The following is an 18952-nucleotide window of genomic DNA, read 5'->3' on the forward strand; positions in this document are numbered from 1 at the left end:
CCCCCGCAGCGGCCGTAGATAACGACGCGGCGCTGGAGGAAGAGCGCCGCCTCGCCTACGTGGCCGTCACCCGGGCGAAGGAGCTGCTGTACATCACCTCCCCCGCCTCCAACCACGGCAAGCCTGCCGCCGTGTCGCGCTTCTTGCTGGAAGCCTACGGGGTTACTCCCCCCAAGGCTTCCAAGCCGGAAACGCGCCGCACCAGCTTCGGCCAGCCGAAGGGGGCTTCCGGGCAAGGTAGCCGCGCCAGCAGCGGAACGAACGCGTCCGGCACGGCTACCCGCGTGAGCAGCAGGCCCGGACCAGGCAGCGGGCCAGCGCGGACGGCCTCGTCGGTGGCAAGTACACGGGAGGAGCCACGCATCAGCGTGCCCGTGTGGAAATGCACCGACGACGCCTGCAAGGCGTGGATGCGGCGCGATACGACAGGCGTCCGCCGAACGGCTTCGGCTGGAGCAGGCACGCCGCCGGTGTGCCCGCTCTGCTCAGCCCCGATGACAGAGGGGACACGCAGCATCCCAGCTAGATAAACACGAGGCAAATAGCCTATGCCGTTAAGGCAAGCAGTGATGGACGTAAAGTTTACTCTATGGTTGCCTTGCGATAATCTCAGAATAAAGTAGAGGGCGCTCGCCAGCTTCCTCTTCACCTTAAAGATGCCGCACATGCTGGGACATACAATAGAACGAAGGCATCATTCGATTGATGTCTTCGTTTTTTTACATAATTTTAAAAATAGAGTAAATTATTATAAAGGCATTGCAACTTTCTTTAACATAGGATTCGTTATAGAAAGAGAAAGGATGTGTTAATCTAAATATGAACAAACCTGCTCAAATTATTTCTATTCTTATACTTTCTGCAAGTGTAAGTGTGTTTGCTGGTTGTGGAAAGCAGGAAACAACAGGTACCTCCATCAATGAAACAGTACCGACAACCTCAGAATCGGTCGTAAAAGAAGGACCAGATCAATCAGCTGCCCTGCAAAGCTTGGACGAAACCAAATGGAATGAAGTTAAGGACCCTCTGATTGAGGATGCCATGATAACAAAACTCAAATCGGCAATAGCCGCCTTCGTGTCAAAAGATTTGGATCAATTCCATGCTGCCCTCGCTCCAAACGTACCCCCATCGCCCGATATCCATTTTTTCCAGCCTGCGAAGCGATTTGAATAATTCGTCCCGACTTATGAGCGTTCACCATTTCTTTGGCAAATTGTTTGGACGTCACATATAATCCGGTTGAATTAATGGAAAATACCTTCTCCCAGTCTGCTAGCTCGCTATCAATGACATAGTCCATCGTGGAAGTGCCCGCACAGTTTACCAATATGTCAGGGACTCCCGTTTCACTGAACAGTACATTGCATATCTCTCAATATCGTCCGGCTTGGAAATGTCCAAATGAGTTTCAACCAACTGCGGATTGACCACTCGATACGGCTCTTCATAAGAAATATCAGCAGAAATCACTTTAGCCCCGCTTTTCATGAAAAGCTCCACAATTCCCTTACCTATACCTGACTTGCCGCCTGTCACTACCGCTGTCTGATGAGATAAGTCAATCGAATTCATAAATTTTAAAATACTCTTTCGAAAGGATCTCGGCTAATGCCAGCTTCCAATACAATTTTCACATATTCCTGTGCTGAGAAAAGGGAGTGGTCCTTGTAGTTCCCGCATTCCAAAGGCGTAACAGCTGGAACCTCCGTGGTTTCCAGAATTCTTTTCAAGGTTTTTTCCAAAGCGACTGCAATTTCTTCAGGCTCATGTTCGTTCCATAGAATCAAATAGAACCCAGTTCTGCATCCCATCGGAGAAATATCAATAATCCCTTTAATTTCATCTCTTAAATACGTCGCCAACAAGTGTTCCAGCGTATGTACAGCGGCTGTTGGAATTGCATCTTCATTCGGCTGTAAAAATCTCAAGTCATACTTTTGAACTGTGCTTCCTTTTTCGTCATGCTCTACCCCGGCTGCTCTTACATAAGGGGCTTTTACAATCGTGTGATCTAATTGAAAACTTTCTACTTTTGCCATTTCACTCAACCTCTTTTTCTGTAATTTATATTTTTAATCTAATGACGGATATTCTACATTCGTGCTATTTTTTAAAAATTAAATGCTCCAAATCAGCATTTTTGTAATTATACATCGGATTACTAGGTTTTACTATGAAAATTCTTGTCCTATTTCTCCTTTCTTTGACCGTCTCTCCTTTGCCTCTAGGTTTTGACATAGTGTACAATATATACGGGAATGCATATTTACGAAATAGATCGAGGACATCGTAAGCCTCATTGAGGAGAATGCCCTGTGAATGAACCGGATTGGAAGCACTTGAATGCTGTCCCTTTGCCCTTACAGGAATTTCAGCTACAGCTGGAGCAAAACGGAGTTAACACCAAGCAACTGGAGGAATGGAGAAAAATCCCGGTCCTTTATCAGCTGGCTCTGGAAGAATTAAAGAACAAAATCAAGCTGATTCAGACGGAATGGAAGCTGTTGGACGGCTTTAGCCCGATTGAGCATATCAAGACTCGAATCAAAGAGCCTCACAGCATCGTGGAAAAGGTTCGGCGCAAAGGGTATGAAGTCACTCTCGATAATATATTGCGTGAAATTCATGATATCGCGGGAATGCGGGTCGTGTGTGCTTTTGTTAAAGATATTTACCGCCTGATGGATCATCTGCGTACACGGGAAGACATCCGTATTCTGGAGGTCAAGGACTATATTGACCAACCCAAGCCCAACGGCTATCAGAGCCTGCATGTCATTGTAGAAGTTCCCCTGATTCTGTTTGAAGGTACGCGCTGGATCAAGGCTGAAATTCAGCTTCGCACACTGGCCATGGATTTCTGGGCCAGTATGGAGCATATTTTGTACTATAAGTTCGATAAGAAAGTGCCTGAGCATGTCGTCAATGGGCTGTCCGAGGCTGCGCGTGCAACCTATGAGCTGGATCAGAAAATGCTAAAGCTGCGCGGCGAAATCTTGTCGCTCAGCAAGGATCAGGAAGAATCGTCTGTGCAACCGCCTGCGGCTTCAGCTCCAAAGACGCACGCTCTGCCCCCAGATCACGCCGTATCCCGGCCGCAGACCTGCTAGGGATTCACTACTATCTGGTAACTATGATCATTCGGTCAGGGCGACAACAGCCTTGGCTCAGCTTCGCTAAACTTGTGTATTCAGTAATGGATGTACAAAACAAGAGCCATCAAAACCACTTTGATCATGGTTTTGATGGCTCTTTTGCTCATTTTTCCAATCAAATATTATTGCTTCTCGCGAATCTCTGTGCTGATTTTCTCAACGATGTCCGCAATGCTGAGTGATCCCAGATCGCCTTCGCCCCGTTTACGAACCGCTACAGTACCGGATGTTTTTTCATTTTCCCCGATAACGAACATATATGGAACCTTCTCCAATTGTGCCTCGCGGATTTTATAACCAAGCTTCTCATTACGAGTATCCACTTCGACGCGCAGACCTGCTTTCAGCAACGCATCCCGTATCTCATTGGCAGTCTCGATATAGTTCTCGGATACCGGCAGCAGCTTCGCATGTACAGGGGCCAGCCACATTGGGAATGCACCTGTAAAATGCTCAGTCAGGATGCCCATGAAGCGGTCAATCGAACCGTAGATGGCACGGTGAATAACGACTGGACGGTGCTTCTGGTTGTCCTCGCCCACATAAGTGAGTTCGAATTTCTCAGGCATTTGGAAGTCCAATTGGATCGTTCCGCACTGCCAGCTGCGTTTGAGCGCATCGAGAATGTGGAAGTCAATTTTCGGACCATAAAATGCTCCATCTCCCGCATTGATACGATAGCTCATACCCAGGTGATCGAGCACGTTTTGCAGAGCTTGTTCCGCTTGATCCCACAGTGCTGGCTCGCCCATAAAGTCATCTGGACGTGTAGACAGCTCCACTGTGAAGTCAAAGCCAAACACACTATACATTTCGTTAATCAGCTTGATTACATCTGTAATCTCTTGCTCAATCTGACTTGGAGTAACGAAAATATGCGCATCATCCTGACAGAATGTACGAACACGCATCATACCGTTCAATGCACCGGACAGCTCATGACGATGCACTTGTCCAAATTCGGAAATCCGAATCGGCAGATCGCGGTAAGAATGAAGCTCATTTTTAAACACAAGCATATGCCCCGGGCAGTTCATCGGTTTCAGAGCAAATGTAGTTTCATCCACTTCGGAGAAGTACATGTTTTCCTTGTAATGCTCATAGTGTCCTGATTGCTCCCACAGACGGTTGTTCATCATCAGCGGTGTGCGTACTTCCTCATAGCCATGCAGGCGTTGTATTTCGCGCGAGTAATCCTCCAGCGCAGTGCGGACAACCATACCTTTAGGCAGGTAGAACGGCATGCCCGGTGCTTCCTCGGAGAACATGAACAGCTCCAGCTCTTTACCCAGCTTGCGATGGTCGCGTTTTTTCGCTTCCTCCAGCAAATGCAGGTGCTCGTCTAGCTGTGTTTTTTTCGGGAATGCAGTTCCGTAGATACGTTGCAGCATCTTGTTGTTGGAATCGCCTCTCCAGTATGCGCCTGCTACACTCAGCAGTTTAAAAGCTTTAATGCGGCCTGTAGATGGCAAATGCGGCCCGCGACAAAGGTCAAAAAATTCGCCCTGATCGTAGATCGTAATTTCCGCATCCGCTGGCAAATCACGAATCAGTTCCAGCTTCAACGGATCTTCCAGCTCTCCGAAAATACGAGTTGCTTCCTCACGGCTAACGACACGACGTGTAATCGGCAGATTTTCCTGTGCAATCTTCGTCATTTCCTTCTCGATCTTCGCCAAATCGTCAACGGACAACGGGTTTTCGATATCAATGTCATAGTAGAAGCCGCTGTCAATGACCGGGCCAATACCAAGCTTCACGTTTTTCTCGCCATAAATGCGTTTGAGGGCTTGTGCCAGCAAATGCGCTGTGCTGTGACGATAAATTTCCAGACCGTCCGCACTATCCAGCGTAATAATTTCAAGATCGCTGTCCTGATCCAAAACGGTGTTCAGATCCACAGCCTTCCCATTCACTTTACCTGCGACTGCATTCTTTTTCAGCCCGGAGCTGATCGAACCCGCCACGTCTGCGATCGTTACGCCCTGCTCGTACTCGCGTACGGCTCCATCCGGTAATTTCACTTGAATACTCACGATTAAAGCCTCCATTCAAATTGTAGGTTGCGTGCTATATATCAAAATTGAACGCAAAAAAACGCCTCTCTCCCTCAAGGGACGAGTGCGTTCAGCTCGTGGTTCCACCCTAGTTCGGCCCGCTCCTGTGCATACATTCATGTTCATTAAACATGTTTATGCACGACATGCGTGACCCTCCATTGGTATCCGTTAACGGGGATAAATCGGTAGGCGCTTACTGATGTCACTGTCACATTGCACAGCTACATGTTCAACGTCACGGCTACAAAGGGGTAACTTCACATGCGGTTGCCGGAAAAGCTCTCAGCCTCGTCTTTTCTCTCTGAACGGCCCTTCAAGGAAATCATGTCTTTGGTCAATGCCTTGAATATCACTATATGCTACAGCATTATAGATCAAATCCGCAGGTATTTCAAGTGGGCGTTTATGTACATCTATTTACATCACCCGAAAAGCTCTGTAATATAATATTCATCTAGACGATACCGTACAGAAAAAAAGGAGGGAAAGATGCCTAAAATTATTGTCACAGAAGAGCAATGGATTCAGAAAGGAATCGAACGGTTTGAACAGGGCGGCATTGAGCAGCTCGTTATTGAAAAAATGGCCATTTCCTTAGGATGCAGCAAAAGCAGTTTTTATTGGTATTTTAGCAATCGCAGCAGCTATATTAGACAGATTGTTGAGACGTGGAAGGAACAGACAACACAACAGGTTATTGCATCGTCCATTGTCCATGCTACCGCAGACGAACGAATCAGAGACGTGCTGACTCGGATGTTCGGGACGACGAAACGAGGAGATTTCTTGTTTTATCTACGGAAACTGTCATTGAAGGATGATACGTATCACTCCATTCTGGATGAAGTGGAACAGATGAGAATTGAGTTTATGCAGCAGTTATTTATCCAAAAAGGGATGCAGCCAGAGAAAGCCTATCGGACATCATGGATGTTGTACCATTATTACTTAGGGTGGTATGAACGCCACAAACAAGAGACGTTCAATGACGAAACGGTTCAGCAACATGTTCACATGATTTGGACGGAGTGGATTTCAATTTAAGGAGGATGTCATATGTTGGAGTTTCTCACATGGGCAGTTGGCGGAGTTCTTTTTATATTGAGTGGCATGCATGTATATTGGGCAGTTGGCGGGAAAAGAGGATCTAAGGCAGCGATCCCGAGCACAGGAACGGCTTTGCTCTTTGAGCCCTCTAAAACAGGTACAGCGATTGTAGCCATTTTATTAGCTGTAGCAGCCTGGTTCGTCTTTGAACTGGGGGGAGTTAGGCGATTATTGTTTTTCGATTCCTTCTATTCCTACGGAGCAGGCTTGTTGTCGTGTTTGTTTATTTTACGTTCTATCGGAGATTTGAGATGGGTAGGTTTTTTCAAGAAAAAGAAGGGAACCGTCTTTGCAAAATGGGACAGTCTGCTCTATTCCCCCCTTTGTTTCCTTTTGGGAACAGCCATTTTAATAATTATGTTCTTGCGTGTTGACATCCAGTAATGCTACTCCACCAGCTTTTCAGACTTTAACACCATGTCTCGTAAAACCTGAGCGACTCGACTTTTTCGGCCCTTTGCTTTCTTTTTTATCCATCGTAATGATTTTTTATACGCATGGGTATGGTTTGGTCGAACGAACTGCTTGGCTGCCATTCGCAATGTTCTCCTCAACATCAGGGCTGACGAACGTGTTTTCTTGGATCGGCTTCCCCTGCGCAGTACCCGCAGCGTATTTTTGTAAGCCTCCAAATCCTGGGATGGAGGTACAAGGGCGAATAAATTTAGCGAGGAGTCAATGAATCCATAGGTTTCAAACATGATTTTCAGATTTTCCGTATTTAAAATGTTTCCTCTGAGGTGGGTTGGATGCTCCTGGTGATATCCGACCACCTCTTTGATGCAATAAAAAGGGATCTTCAATCGATGCAGCCTGTAGCCAAGATCCCAGTCTTCGAGTCCATAAAGTACAAACCGTTCATTGAAACCTCCAATACGAGTCAAATGGCTGCGTCTGATGGATACACAACGAGTAACTAGTAACATCCAAGGAGCTACATCCGTTTTGGCGAATTGCTTTTTGACATTGGGAGGAACTCTTGAGGGGATAATAACTTTTGACAATGCATCCGTTTGATGAAGGATATCTTCTGGCGTTATTAACGGAATAATTTCATTCGCTGCTTCAAAATCCGGACTCCATAAGTTGGATTGTGTAAGTGCATTACGACATTGTTCTTTTTCCTCTGGGGAAAAGTCAGGGTAATAATGGGTATAAGCATCATCCCACGAGTGAGGGAAACCTGAAAGCACGGCTTGGGGATATTTGCGGTGATAACGGCTCACAACTCTAATGAATTCAGGTAACAACAAAAAATCAGCATCGCAGAAGATGATATATAGCCCTTTCGCATGGCGCAGCCCCAAATTTCTAATGGCAGATCTACCACGTTGTTCCTGATGGAATACATATTGAAGTGCATAGGATGCCTGAAAGCCCTCGACCATTTCCTTTGTCCCGTCCGTAGAACCGTCATCAGCTACAATCACTTCGAATAAATGCTTCGGATACGTTTGTGTTTCAAATGAAGCGAGCGTGAGTAACAACTGCTGGGCTCGATTATAGGTTGGAATGATGATACTGTAACGGATTGCCAATGTAATCCCCCCGACCATTTTTTTAGAAAACCCTTAAATAACATGAATGATAACAATATATTCAATGGCTTTAGCGTGGTCTGGTCAAACACCCTCTAAGGTTCGAAACAGGCTTGATCTTATTGGAGATGTATTTTTAAGCCGTACGGGGGGAACGGCCCATGATCTCACTGTATACCTTTATTCGCCCGAGTCTATACTAATCTTTTGCAGTAGGGTGATAAGCAGGTCTTCTTCCTCATCAGATAAATTATGGACGAGATCAGCATTGAACTCATCCATAATTCCTTGCAAAACAGGAGAAAATTCTAATGCCTTGACCGTTGGGGACAAAAGATAGGAACGGCGATCATTCGGGTCCGGTTTCCGCTCAATGTAACCCGATTCCTCCAACTGTTTTACAGAGCGCGCAGTGGTTGCTTTGTCAAATTTGAGTTCATTCGTCAACTGTTCCTGTGTAATGCCCGGACGCTGCAAAATGAGCTTTAAAAAGCTGTGCTGGCCGCCACTGCCGATCCCATAAGGAGACAGTTTCTTGGACAGTATTTTTTGATTTCGCCGGTACAGGTGGGAAATCAGCTTTCCAATTGGTTTTTTTCTCATTAATTACACCCCAGTAGCTTAAAATGGAAAATCCGCAGGTAGAACCCAAGCAAATTCTACAACAATATGGTTGCGTACGCAACAAATTTACTATACACTAGAACTATTCATTTAGTTGCACATGCAACCAAACAGTCATCGTCAACGATAAAGAGGTGTGCTTATCATGAGTTCAACTGCTACAACCACCCCAACGTATCAGGAAAATACCGAAATTCAGAAGAAACGTTGGATGATTTTAATTGTATTGAATCTGTTTACGTTTATGTCCACGCTGGATGGAAGCATCGTTAATATTGCTCTCCCGGTGTTATCCCGTACGTTAAATTTACCCGTAGCACAGATTGAATGGGTTACAACAGCCTATTTGATGGCTATATGTACAGCCATTTTATTTTTTGGCAAGCTTGGAGATATGGTCGGCAAAATTAAAATATTCAAGATCGGCACGATCGTGTTCATCCTTGGCTCACTGCTGTGCGGTCTTAGTCATTCATTGCCCATGCTGCTGATCTCCCGAATTATTCAGGCACTCGGAGCATCCATGACTATGGCCAATAGCCAAGGGATCGTTACGGATATCTTCCCTTCGACTGAACGGGGAAAAGCGCTCGGCCTAATCGGTACCTTCGTTTCCCTCGGCAGTATCGCGGGACCCAGCTTGGGCGGCATTATCGTATCTTCACTGGGCTGGCAATATATCTTCTGGGTCAATGTACCGATTGGTCTGGTGGCCGTTTTTCTCGGCTGGAAGCTGCTCCCAAAGGATCTGATCAAGGTGAAAGACAAGATCGACGTTCCCGGCAGTCTGGTGTTTGCGATTTTTATCCTCGCTTTGTTCGCCGGCTTGCTGCTGGGACAGCAGCTCGGATATGGAGACAGCCGCATCGTTGCTCTGCTGGTGATTGCCGTGATTGCTTTTGCGGTATTCCTTTGGGTGGAAATTCGCCGTCCACAGCCATTGTTGCAGCTCGCTTTATTCAAGAATCCGTTGTTCTCGCTCAGTATTCTGTGCGCTTTTCTCGTATTCGCCGCTAACTTCTGCTTTAATATCATTTCGCCTTTCTATGCGCAGAATATGCTGAACCTGTCGCCTTTTTATGCCGGGTTCCTGCTGATGCTGTTTCCAATCTCCATGGTTATCGTTGCCCCTCTCAGCGGTGCGCTTTCAGATAAAATCGGGTCTGAACTGCTCACCTTTGCCGGACTGGTGGTCATGGTAGTCGCCCAGATTGGCTTGGCTCGTCTCCATGCAGGCAGTCCCGTTCCGTTCGTGGGTCTGTGGATCGCTATGCTGGGTATCGGCAGTGGTTTATTCCAATCGCCGAACAACTCGCTGATCATGTCCAAGGTGCCCCGCACGCAGCTCGGCTCAGCCGGAAGCGTCAATTCACTGGTCCGTAATGTCGGTATGGTGGTAGGGATTACCTTAGCCACGTCGATCCTCTTTTATACCATGAGTAAAGAGGCCGGTTATCGGGTCACCGGATTGGTTCCGGGTCATCCGGAAATTTTTCTGGCAGGGATGCATGTGGTCTTTATGACTTCCGCTTCCATCTGTCTGGTGGCGGCACTGCTAACAGGCTGGCGGCTGATCGGGTCCAGACGGGCACAGGTATAGGAGAAAAAGAAATAACGGATGTCAGAAGAACATAAACGCTCATAGACAGAATGGTTATTGTGGAATTAAGATGATAAGTATTCCGTACGAGCATGGGATAAAAAGCAACATTTACAATTTGGAAAATGTGATATAAGGTGGCGCTTAGATGAATTACTGCTATGAATGCGGAACAAAATTAATGGTGAGGGAGTGTGAAGGCGAAGGCCCTGTTCCCTATTGTAATACATGCCAGGTCTTTCGGTTCCCAATATTCAGCACTGCAATTAGCACCGCTGTAATCAATCGGCAGAGAAATAAAGTGCTGCTCATACAGCAGTACAATATTAAGGATTTTATTTTGCTGGCTGGTTATGTGAACAAGGGCGAATCCGCCGAACAGACATTGGTGCGCGAGGTTATGGAAGAAGTGGGATTGCAAGTGGATGAGTATAAATATATGCGCAGCGAGTATTTTGACCGAACCCATACACTTATGCTGAATTTTGTATCCATTGTGAACGATGATAAGCTGGATGTTCTCAGCGCAGAGGTGGATCAAGCACGTTGGTTTACGCTGGATGAAGCCAAGCAGGTTATTTTGAAAAACAGCTTAGCCGAAGCCTTCCTGCTGAACATTATTCAAAAGATTGAGGCCGGATTCATTTGAAGTGATTACAAGCGGCGGTACCGACGTCGGCACAGGTTACCGCTGCCGTGGGATCGTCTCTTTTCTTGCTACAGATGAGGTCTATATTAGGGTTATTCGTATTGCCTTACACTTCTACAAGACGTCCGTTTTCTTTCCACGATTGCAGTATTTTCTCAAGCACCCACTGGTTTTTGTAGCCATCCTCAAATACCGGAGCACGATCCACAGATTTCCCCCTTGCCAGCTCAACAAAGTCTCTATAGGCCGTATGATCATAGATTGCAGGGACAGCCCAAGTCTCGTATTCGGCATCCGGATGTTCCGGGTCACGCAGCACGATGCGTACATTTTCAGGGTTGTTAAGGCTGGCATGCAGCGTACCGAGTTCGCCATAGATATCGACTTCGATATCGTGACGTTTGCCGATGGCATTTTTGTGCGTGATAAATGTCCCGACGGTATTATCGCCTACGATGCCATGGAAAGCAGCGAAGTCTTCCACATCCACTTTTACAGGCAGACCTGTGACCGGATCAGGCCGTTCGGGTGTGATCGTATGCAGCAGAGCTGCAACGCTTTTAAATTCACCGACCAGAAAACGGGCCAGATCAATAATATGTGAGGCTGTATCACCCACGACCCCGGAGCCTGCCTTGGCTAAATTATGGCGCCATGTATACGGATGCTGACGGTAAGGAGAGAAGCTATCCATCAGATAACGGAATTGAATGTTGTAGATGTTGCCCAGCTTTTGCTCATCCAGCAGTTGCTTGGTATATTGGAAGGCCGCACCGTAGCGATGCTTATAGTGAACCAGCAAAGGCACCGGATTCGCTGTATATAGCTTGTTCAACTGATCCGCTTCCTCCCATGTGAGAGTCAATGGTTTTTCTGCCAGTACAGCTTTGTGTTCTTCGAGCGCAATACGAATAATGTCAAAATGCACATCATTGGGTGTCAACGACAGAATCGCATCTACCTCTGAGTCACGGATTAATGCTTCATAATGAGGGTACCGCTTGGAAGCAGGCAGCTCCAATTGTTCACCAATCAGGTGAAGGCGATTTTCATCCACATCACTAACGGCGACAATGGAAACCCCCGAGATGGTTTGTAGTGATCTAATGTGATATTCAGCGATACGGCCAAGGCCGATGACACCCATACGAATAGGTTTGGTTGGGGAGATGGAGGTATTCATGTGTTCAGACTTCCCTTCTCTTCAAATGATTTAATATCTGCAACAAATTCCTTTTTGCTATGCAGTATCACCCATAGCTTTGTAGAATAGTCTCGACAAAAGCGATCGTCGTAATCTCCAATTCAACAGACCGATGGCGGACAGTGAATTGTGTTGTCCCATACAAAAAAGGATCTGCATCCCCGTTGTCCGGTTTTGCAGATCCTTTGTATACCTTTTCTATATCGAGCTACATTAAAAATGTACCTACGACAAAAGCCACCCCGACAATGATCGAGCGCAGCAGTTGCGCCAGAGCCACATTGCCTTTGGCAATTTCCTCACATACCTTGGTACGCGGTGTCACCAGATCAAAAATAATATACACCAGACACAGCACCACAATGCCCACAGCCGACCAAATCAGCATATCGAGCCATGAATGACTGCTGTATGACACCATCCCCACGATTATACACAGACCTAGCAGCTTTGCCCCCATATAGATGCCTGCCGCCTCATTGCCGCGTGCAATTTCTTGATTATCGTTATAACGTGTCAGCAAGCTGAACACAAAATACCCTACGATTAAGATGGCAAACAGGATAAGCAGGCCGATACCTACATTTCCCAATGCGTTGCCCAAGCTGATATGTGAGTCCAATCTTCTTCCTCCTTATGGATATTTATCAATGTGAATAGATATGTTCGAATAGATAAGCTGAGCTTAAAAGTTACCTATCGTGCCACTGCGCAGACGGATGGTGCTTCGCTTGTACAGCACCATTCCGCCTACTCCGTTTTTATATTCATTTTTTCAAGTTCGACTTATATAGTTGTTAGCAGGGGGATTAGGAGATGCGGCGGGAATGGCGGCGGCGCAATAATAGGCCATATCGCCAGTTACCTTTTCCCCGATTCGGGGCAGAATGCCCGCAAAACGTCCGCCAATCACGAATACGCCTGTCAGCACGTAGCCGCGATACAGTCCTTCTTCGGTCTGCACCTCCGCGCTCTGCATCGGCCATAGTTGCTGATAAATCTTGGGCTGAGCTTCGTAATAGGCGGCAATATGTGCGGCCTCCTCCTGCTCCGGCGTTAGCGCAGCATCGGCATCCGCCATTTCCACTTCGGTTTTGATATGCTCGATCAGGTGCGTCCCTTTGCCCTCCCGTCCCCATATACCCTTGGCTACATAAGGCTCTCCGGTCTGTATAAACAACGATGGTTCAAAATACGTGGGCAGCAGGTAGGTTCGTATGATCTCCAGCTCCCGGTCGTCGAACAGACGGAACCCGCAGAACTCGGGCGTCTGCTCATTGCGCTCATACAGTGACCATATGGTAGCGGTGAATCCCTTGCTCTGGGTAATGATATGCTGCGGCGGATTGATCAGTCCTATTTTCCCGTCCGCCACCATATCCATCAGCGCCTGCCCCACCTCCAGTCCTGTATCGTCCTCACGGTCTTCAATCAGATATTCCAGCGGATACAGGCGATAGAGAATGTGTATCTGCTCTCCCCGATGGTACAATCCTTCATTCGGAATAATCTCCAATTCTTCCAAAGGCGCATATGCCACTTCAAACCCGGCTTGTTCACACAAACGCATGATATATTTCGTATTCGTCTGATCCTCGATATGCCAGTCATAGCAGGTGAAATAGACCTTCATCCCTAATCCTTTGCCGCTATAAAAATGAATCAAATCCGTCATCGCGGACTGGATCGCCTCGTCCATACCAGATGACGGTCCATATAGCGCAGCAGTATCGTCCCCGGATGCCTTCAATTCTCTCAACAGCTCCAGCAGCTTCCCTTCAAGATAGGCCACCTCGGGAATTCCAGTGGGGGTATCGGTGTTGTTCTCAATACACTTGATACCTGCTTCACTCACAATCCAGTCCTGACGGGTAATACCGTCTGGCGCAGCCTCCATACGCGCAGCACGCAGCAGACCCGGATGAATCCCCAGCCGTTCCACCAGATACTCATCTGGCATATAACGCTGGACGAATTGCTGTACCTTGCGATAAATGCTATGTACCGCCTCAGATGCAGCCTGAAGCTCTGCCAGCTCTGTTTCCTGATAAAGCGTTAGCGCAGGCAGGCAATAGGGTTTGCCATACATACGATGGTACGGAATCCTGTGACTGATTTCACCTTTAAAAAGCTCGTCATGCTCATAGGGCAGTTGCTGAATGGTACGCATATTCATCTTACCCCCCGGAATAAGATCCGCTACGCGAGCCGCTGCTGCCAAAACCGCTGTACGAGCTGGAGGACTTGCTCTTGCGGTAAGAGTTGGAAGAATGGCTGCTGTTATAAGAGGATGTTCCATAATAATAAGTCGAGCCGCCATAGAAATAACCGCTGCTGCCAGAATCCCGGCACGCTGTCTGCTCCGATACAGGAAGCTCATCGCAGTCATAATACTCATCGTCACCGCAACCCGTCAGAGCGGCTGGTACAGCCAGCATCAGGGCAAAGGCCGCCATCCGTGCACGAGAACCGGGTCTGGATTTCACTTGCTCCCAAGAGTGCTCCATCACAGATCGACCTCCTTCACAAACAGATGCACCTTTTTCAGCTGCGGGTCCAGTACCGAATAAATAAACTCATACGTTTTGCCGCCCAGCACCGTATAATGATCGAGCAAGCGTTGAGCCAGCTCCAGGGTAAATACCGAGCCTTCCCGTTGTTCCATCCTGCGAAATGCAGGTTCATGCCATTCCCAGTAAAACGCGCTGAACGAGGAAGCATAGCCACCCTCACCTGCCAGCACGAGGTCCGTGATCGACGTACCGTAAGGCTTCGCACCTTCTCCTGTAAACTCGGTCACATAGACGGAATGTTCTGTATGATCCTCGCTCTCATTCGAGATATGCGCCCACAATCTGCCGTCGAGCCGTGTGGCATCTACAAGCTTGCGCAGAAACAGCTCATCTCCCGACACGGATTCCCGTATCAGGCTACGCAGTTCCTTTTGTTTGTCTTCCGACCATTCGCGATACGTTAATGAATAATAAATGATGGTTCCCTTCCCTTCCTGTACGCTTCTGTGATGAGGCTGCTTGCGTTATGAATCAAAGCGCTGCTGTCGTCGTTCACTATACGAGATTCTACCGTGAAAAGGTTCATTTTGGAAGAAAAAAACACCAAAAAGCCGCAATCCCCGGGATTACGGCTTTGTTCTCAGCTACTACAGCTTGATATTCTTCTCGTCAAAATATTCCTCCAGCGTCATTCCCTGCTTGGCTGCATCCTCCGCAATGTCTACTCCCACATAACGGATATGCCAAGGCTCGTATACATAGCCGGTCACATCTTCCTTGCCCTTCATATAACGAATAATAAATCCGTATTCCGGCGCATGCTTCTCCAGCCACTCGCCTTCCTTGGAGGCTCCGAAGGATTGCTCGAGCACATTGCCTACGCTTGGACTGGACACATCAATCGCCAATCCTGTCTGGTGCTCGCTTGTACCCGGTACAGCACTGACTTTCGAGGCGTATTCCTGCCCCTTTGTCTTCACATTGTTGTTAAAAATGGAAACCTGACGCTTATAGGAACGATATCCCGATACAGCACGCAGTTCAACGCCGTCCTTCTTCGCACCGTCAAACAACTTCTCCAGCGCTTCTGCTGCTTCCTTACGCAGATGCCGCTTCTCATGTGGACCTTCGAAGGAAAAAGGCACCTTCGGCTCCACCAGATCATCCGGGGCATAGCCTACAGGCAAGCTGCGCTTTTTGTTCACCACGACTGTATCAGACGTCGCGTTAGTGACGATCGCCGTACCACCAACTTCCTCCACCGTGGCTTGCAGCGCACTCTCGCTTCGCAGCGTCATCACGGGATCTGCCTGTTCGCTTCCTGTACCCGCGGGGGCTTGTCCAGTACCCGATTCAGTGCTACTATTGCTCGCATTCGACTGGGTAGCAGGCTGCACGTTCTCCTGCGTCGTCGGGGATGATTTCAGCGGCTGGCTTTCCTGTCCGCCCGAACCTCCCTGTTGGCACGCCGCCAACAACAGCCCCGGCAGAATCAGTCCCGGGATAAGCGCCTTGGTCCAGCGCTGAGGGGTTCGTTTCTGTTGCATATGTTGTTTCATGCGGGTATCTCCTCCAATATTACACTTGATGCATGGCTTGCTATAGTTTTCGTTTTCCTATTGTAACTAAACTTTCGACACTCTTCGAAGCTGTTATCCGGTTCGATGAAGCTGAATAGGCGCGAAAAAGAAAGGATAGCCCCTAATTATTGCGGAGTATGACGTTTTTTCGAAATTGTGACCCGGGCGCGCTCGGCTACACGCTCACGTATGAGCTTCAACGCCTCTTCCACACGGGGCAGTCCCGGCAGTAATGCCGTAATATCCGCTTCATTCACTGGAGCAAGCTTCTGCGGCAGGCGAATCTCAATAGCATGAAAGCCCGCGCCTGGACGGTGCAATGCTCCTTCGGCGGCAGATTCAGCAATCCATTCGCTGATCGCCGCCGATCCGCTACGTGCGCCCTCTGACCGCGAGGTCGGCTCAAGCGCGGGAGATGCCCCCTGCACATGGGACAGTTCACCTGCCCAAGCGCTGAATACGAATTCCAGCAGCGCTTCGCGCGTCATGCCGATCAGCTCCAGACCGAGCAGCGGATCGCTTCCCAGCCCGACCTGGAGAGCCTTCCTGACTTCTTCGGCGTCACCAACGCCGTCCTCCAGGCTGGATGTAGCCGTATCGGCTGCTGCCTGAACGACTTCATCCAGCGAGGGGCAGGCTTCCCCCTGCATAAAACGGTAAATGTCCCAAGGCTCCGCCTTTAGCTGCTCCAGCCATGCCGTTCGCTGTTCCGGGTTCAATACAGGCACGGAGCCCGTCCAGCGGACAGCCTGAGCAGTCGCCGAACCGTTTTTCGTTCCGTACCCCTCTACATCTGCCTCCCATTGACCGTCAGTTACCCGCAGCTTCACTCGCGGCCTTGTCATCGTCTTCATCCTTTCTGTGCTTACTCAATCCATATATCGTTTTGCAGCGCAATCAGACCGCGTAATTCATCGTCAGACATTTCCGTCAGCCAATGCTCACCAGAGCCGACAACCTGCTCGGAAAGCGCCTTTTTGCTCTCGATCAGCTCGTCGATCCGTTCCTCCAGCGTACCTTGGCAAATCAGCTTATGCACCTGCACGTTGCGGCTTTGACCGATGCGGAATACTCGGTCCGTCGCCTGATTTTCCACCGCAGGATTCCACCAGCGGTCATAGTGAATAACATGACTGGCACGCGTCAGATTCAAGCCGACGCCGCCTGCCCGCAAGGAAAGCACGAATATATTCGGCCCTTCCCCCTGCTGGAAATTGTGGACGATTTCGTCCCGTCTGGTTTTCGCCAGCCCCCCATGCAGGAAATACGGTTCTTCCCCGAAAATCCGGGCCAGCCGTGCTACCAGCAGCTCTCCCATAGACACATATTGGGTAAAAATCAGAGCGGATTCTCCATTCTCCCGAATAGTTTCCACCAGCTCCAGCAGCCGTTCCATTTTCCCCGAATTTTCGGTTTTCCCTGTGTCAGCGCGGCCCGGAATGATCAGACCCGGATGGTCACAAATTTGCTTCAGCTTGGTCAGCGAAGACAGGACAAGCCCCTTGCGGGCGATACCGATCTGCCCCTCTAGTGTCCCCATGAGTTGATCCACCACGCCGCGATACAATCCAGCCTGCTCCGGTGTCAGCACACAATACGATTTCAGTTCCAGCTTCTCCGGCAAATCCTTGCGTATATCCGGGTCGCTTTTGAGTCGACGCAGCATGAACGGCGAGACGAGACGAGACAGCTCGCGCAGCGCGGCCCCTCTTTCCTCTCCCGCCATACTGTAACGCTGACGGAACGAAGAAGAAGTGCCGAGATAACCCGGATTCAGAAATTGAAAAATGGACCACAGCTCACTCAGCCGGTTCTCCACTGGGGTACCCGTCATGGCAATCCGATGCGGTGCCGACAGCTTCATCACGCTCTGAGCCTGCTTTGTCCGTGCATTTTTAATATATTGCGCTTCATCCAGCACGATGGAGGACCAATAGACCGCAGATAAGTCACTGCCGTCCCGGCCCGCCAAATGGTAGGTCGTGAGGACAATATCATACTCGCGGACGCTTTCTTGAAATGTCTCCCCATGAAGTCGCTGGTTGCCGTGATGAATATACAGTGATAAATCCGGCGAAAAACGCTTCAACTCCCGCTGCCAGTTACCGAGCAGCGAGGTCGGACAGACGATCAGCGCCGGACGCTGATCCGCGGCCCCGATGCCGCCATCGAGCAGGCAGGTAATCACCTGAATTGTTTTACCGAGTCCCATGTCGTCTGCAAGGCAGACGCCGAAGCCCAACCCGCGCATGGCGGACAGCCATTGGAAGCCGCGCTCCTGATAAGGACGTAATGCGCCATGCAGCGTCTTCGGTACAGGGCGCGGCTCCACAGAACGAAGCACGCCGCCCTCAACGAGAGAGGCCAGCAACCCGGCGGATTCCGCGCCGAAGATGGACAGGCCCTTCCATGAGGCCTCGCCTGCACCTTCATTTTCCGCGGCCAGATGCATCCACTCGGACAAGGTCATTTCACCGTCTTCGCCGCGCTTGATAAAACGCAGCACCTGACGTATTTCCTTCGGATCGACCTCAATCCATTCGCCTCCCAAACGTACATACGGCAAATTGGCCGCGACGATGCTTTCCAATTCCTCCACCGTCAAGGTCGTATCGCCCAGCACAGCCTCGGCATCAAAGGAAATCATACGGTTAATGCCGACCGTCGATGTGTCGGCAATCACGCCTTCCGGCGGTGCGCCTCGCTCCGCCGAACGCATTTTGAGCCGCAGGCCTGCGCGGCGGCGGCCCTCCCGGCTCCAGCGTGAAGGCATTTGCACGGTGGTGCCGTTCTTTTGCAGAGCGGGCACGGCTTCCGTCAGGAAGCGAAAGAACATCTCTGGCTCCAGCGTGAGGCCCTCGGGATAAGGGCGACTTAACGCTTCTTGCAGTATCGGCGCCGCTTCGGCCGCCTGTCCAA

At 49.2% G+C, this 18952-nt stretch carries 20 protein-coding genes and 1 pseudogene; 7 read left to right on the plus strand and 14 right to left on the minus strand.

Features of this window, described 5'->3' with window-relative positions; genetic code table 11:
• The coding region (locus L696_RS28970) for a cold-inducible protein YdjO-related protein (protein ID WP_280740293.1) at window positions 1–530 on the plus strand (530 nt) is incomplete at its 5' end.
• A 289-nt stretch (window positions 531–819) separates the two neighbouring features.
• Window positions 820–1176, plus strand: a complete 357-nt coding sequence (locus L696_RS0123825) for a hypothetical protein (RefSeq protein ID WP_025685883.1) — start codon at window positions 820–822, stop codon at window positions 1174–1176.
• Window positions 1177–1189: 13 nt separating this feature from the next.
• Here L696_RS0123825 and L696_RS32185 read toward each other — a convergent pair.
• The 3 genes and pseudogenes from L696_RS32185 to L696_RS0123835 form a co-directional block, all read right to left on the minus strand.
• A pseudogene (locus L696_RS32185) lies at window positions 1190–1303 on the minus strand (SDR family NAD(P)-dependent oxidoreductase); the annotation flags it as partial.
• A 20-nt stretch (window positions 1304–1323) separates the two neighbouring features.
• Complete coding sequence (locus L696_RS32190) at window positions 1324–1575, minus strand: SDR family NAD(P)-dependent oxidoreductase (protein WP_025685884.1); 252 nt, start codon at window positions 1573–1575, stop codon at window positions 1324–1326.
• 5 nt (window positions 1576–1580) lie between these two features.
• Window positions 1581–2042, minus strand: coding sequence for an S-ribosylhomocysteine lyase (locus tag L696_RS0123835; RefSeq protein ID WP_025685885.1), 462 nt, complete (start codon window positions 2040–2042; stop codon window positions 1581–1583).
• 276 nt (window positions 2043–2318) lie between these two features.
• Here L696_RS0123835 and L696_RS0123840 point away from each other — a divergent pair, with 276 nt between their 5' ends.
• Complete coding sequence (locus L696_RS0123840) at window positions 2319–3113, plus strand: GTP pyrophosphokinase (protein ID WP_025685886.1); 795 nt, start codon at window positions 2319–2321, stop codon at window positions 3111–3113.
• Window positions 3114–3280: 167 nt separating this feature from the next.
• Here L696_RS0123840 and thrS read toward each other — a convergent pair whose 3' ends face one another.
• Window positions 3281–5194, minus strand: a complete 1914-nt coding sequence (gene thrS / locus L696_RS0123845) for a threonine--tRNA ligase (RefSeq protein WP_025685887.1) — start codon at window positions 5192–5194, stop codon at window positions 3281–3283.
• A 513-nt stretch (window positions 5195–5707) separates the two neighbouring features.
• Between thrS and L696_RS0123850 the strand changes: the two genes are divergently transcribed.
• Window positions 5708–6262 (plus strand): TetR/AcrR family transcriptional regulator, encoded by a 555-nt coding sequence (locus L696_RS0123850; RefSeq protein WP_025685888.1) that lies wholly within the window; start codon window positions 5708–5710, stop codon window positions 6260–6262.
• 12 nt (window positions 6263–6274) lie between these two features.
• On the plus strand, window positions 6275–6709 hold the full coding sequence (locus L696_RS0123855) for a DUF3995 domain-containing protein (protein ID WP_025685889.1): 435 nt from the start codon (window positions 6275–6277) through the stop codon (window positions 6707–6709).
• Between the two features lie 2 nt (window positions 6710–6711).
• Here the strand turns inward: L696_RS0123855 and L696_RS0123860 are convergent, their stop codons facing one another.
• The gene (locus L696_RS0123860; RefSeq protein ID WP_025685890.1) at window positions 6712–7863 is read right to left on the minus strand and encodes a glycosyltransferase family 2 protein; all 1152 of its coding nucleotides are present in this window, start codon (window positions 7861–7863) and stop codon (window positions 6712–6714) included.
• A 180-nt stretch (window positions 7864–8043) separates the two neighbouring features.
• Window positions 8044–8466 (minus strand): MarR family winged helix-turn-helix transcriptional regulator, encoded by a 423-nt coding sequence (locus tag L696_RS0123865; RefSeq protein ID WP_025685891.1) that lies wholly within the window; start codon window positions 8464–8466, stop codon window positions 8044–8046.
• Between the two features lie 166 nt (window positions 8467–8632).
• Here L696_RS0123865 and L696_RS0123870 point away from each other — a divergent pair, with 166 nt between their 5' ends.
• Both L696_RS0123870 and L696_RS0123875 read left to right on the plus strand, forming a co-directional pair.
• Complete coding sequence (locus tag L696_RS0123870) at window positions 8633–10087, plus strand: MFS transporter (protein ID WP_049827514.1); 1455 nt, start codon at window positions 8633–8635, stop codon at window positions 10085–10087.
• 148 nt (window positions 10088–10235) lie between these two features.
• On the plus strand, window positions 10236–10736 hold the full coding sequence (locus L696_RS0123875; protein WP_025685892.1) for an NAD(+) diphosphatase: 501 nt from the start codon (window positions 10236–10238) through the stop codon (window positions 10734–10736).
• A 106-nt stretch (window positions 10737–10842) separates the two neighbouring features.
• Here the strand turns inward: L696_RS0123875 and L696_RS0123880 are convergent, their stop codons facing one another.
• From L696_RS0123880 to L696_RS0123915, 8 genes are all read right to left on the minus strand, one after another.
• Complete coding sequence (locus L696_RS0123880; RefSeq protein WP_025685893.1) at window positions 10843–11919, minus strand: Gfo/Idh/MocA family protein; 1077 nt, start codon at window positions 11917–11919, stop codon at window positions 10843–10845.
• A gap of 229 nt (window positions 11920–12148) precedes the next feature.
• Entirely contained in the window at window positions 12149–12562 is a 414-nt protein-coding gene (locus tag L696_RS0123885) for a DUF350 domain-containing protein (protein ID WP_025685894.1), read from the minus strand.
• A gap of 153 nt (window positions 12563–12715) precedes the next feature.
• Window positions 12716–14116 (minus strand): glutathionylspermidine synthase family protein, encoded by a 1401-nt coding sequence (locus L696_RS0123890; RefSeq protein ID WP_049827515.1) that lies wholly within the window; start codon window positions 14114–14116, stop codon window positions 12716–12718.
• A 1-nt stretch (window position 14117) separates the two neighbouring features.
• On the minus strand, window positions 14118–14447 hold the full coding sequence (locus L696_RS0123895; protein ID WP_025685896.1) for a hypothetical protein: 330 nt from the start codon (window positions 14445–14447) through the stop codon (window positions 14118–14120).
• Window positions 14447–14854 (minus strand): hypothetical protein, encoded by a 408-nt coding sequence (locus tag L696_RS0123900; protein WP_245233434.1) that lies wholly within the window; start codon window positions 14852–14854, stop codon window positions 14447–14449. Before L696_RS0123900 ends, L696_RS0123895 begins: the two co-directional genes overlap by 1 nt.
• Before the next feature lie 246 nt (window positions 14855–15100).
• A complete protein-coding gene (locus tag L696_RS0123905) occupies window positions 15101–16012 on the minus strand; it encodes a M15 family metallopeptidase (protein ID WP_025685898.1) in 912 nt (303 codons plus the stop codon).
• Between the two features lie 146 nt (window positions 16013–16158).
• Entirely contained in the window at window positions 16159–16878 is a 720-nt protein-coding gene (locus tag L696_RS0123910) for a hypothetical protein (protein ID WP_025685899.1), read from the minus strand.
• Between the two features lie 20 nt (window positions 16879–16898).
• The coding region (locus L696_RS0123915) for a DEAD/DEAH box helicase (protein ID WP_025685900.1) at window positions 16899–18952 on the minus strand (2054 nt) is incomplete at its 5' end.

The sequence above is a fragment of the Paenibacillus maysiensis genome (genome assembly GCF_000520815.1).
GTDB lineage: Bacteria > Bacillota > Bacilli > Paenibacillales > Paenibacillaceae > Paenibacillus > Paenibacillus maysiensis.

What these genes read in the sequence shown, in the direction of transcription:
- L696_RS0123825 (WP_025685883.1), top strand. Translation starts at nt 820, where the DNA reads ATGAACAAACCTGCTCAAATTATTTCTATTCTTATACTTTCTGCAAGT.
- L696_RS32190 (WP_025685884.1), bottom strand. Translation starts at nt 1,575, where the DNA reads ATGAATTCGATTGACTTATCTCATCAGACAGCGGTAGTGACAGGCGGC.
- L696_RS0123835 (WP_025685885.1), bottom strand. Translation starts at nt 2,042, where the DNA reads ATGGCAAAAGTAGAAAGTTTTCAATTAGATCACACGATTGTAAAAGCC.
- L696_RS0123850 (WP_025685888.1), top strand. Translation starts at nt 5,708, where the DNA reads ATGCCTAAAATTATTGTCACAGAAGAGCAATGGATTCAGAAAGGAATC.
- L696_RS0123855 (WP_025685889.1), top strand. Translation starts at nt 6,275, where the DNA reads ATGTTGGAGTTTCTCACATGGGCAGTTGGCGGAGTTCTTTTTATATTG.
- L696_RS0123865 (WP_025685891.1), bottom strand. Translation starts at nt 8,466, where the DNA reads ATGAGAAAAAAACCAATTGGAAAGCTGATTTCCCACCTGTACCGGCGA.
- L696_RS0123870 (WP_049827514.1), top strand. Translation starts at nt 8,633, where the DNA reads ATGAGTTCAACTGCTACAACCACCCCAACGTATCAGGAAAATACCGAA.
- L696_RS0123875 (WP_025685892.1), top strand. Translation starts at nt 10,236, where the DNA reads ATGAATTACTGCTATGAATGCGGAACAAAATTAATGGTGAGGGAGTGT.
- L696_RS0123880 (WP_025685893.1), bottom strand. Translation starts at nt 11,919, where the DNA reads ATGAATACCTCCATCTCCCCAACCAAACCTATTCGTATGGGTGTCATC.
- L696_RS0123890 (WP_049827515.1), bottom strand. Translation starts at nt 14,116, where the DNA reads ATGAATATGCGTACCATTCAGCAACTGCCCTATGAGCATGACGAGCTT.
- L696_RS0123895 (WP_025685896.1), bottom strand. Translation starts at nt 14,447, where the DNA reads ATGGAGCACTCTTGGGAGCAAGTGAAATCCAGACCCGGTTCTCGTGCA.
- L696_RS0123905 (WP_025685898.1), bottom strand. Translation starts at nt 16,012, where the DNA reads ATGAAACAACATATGCAACAGAAACGAACCCCTCAGCGCTGGACCAAG.
- L696_RS0123910 (WP_025685899.1), bottom strand. Translation starts at nt 16,878, where the DNA reads ATGACAAGGCCGCGAGTGAAGCTGCGGGTAACTGACGGTCAATGGGAG.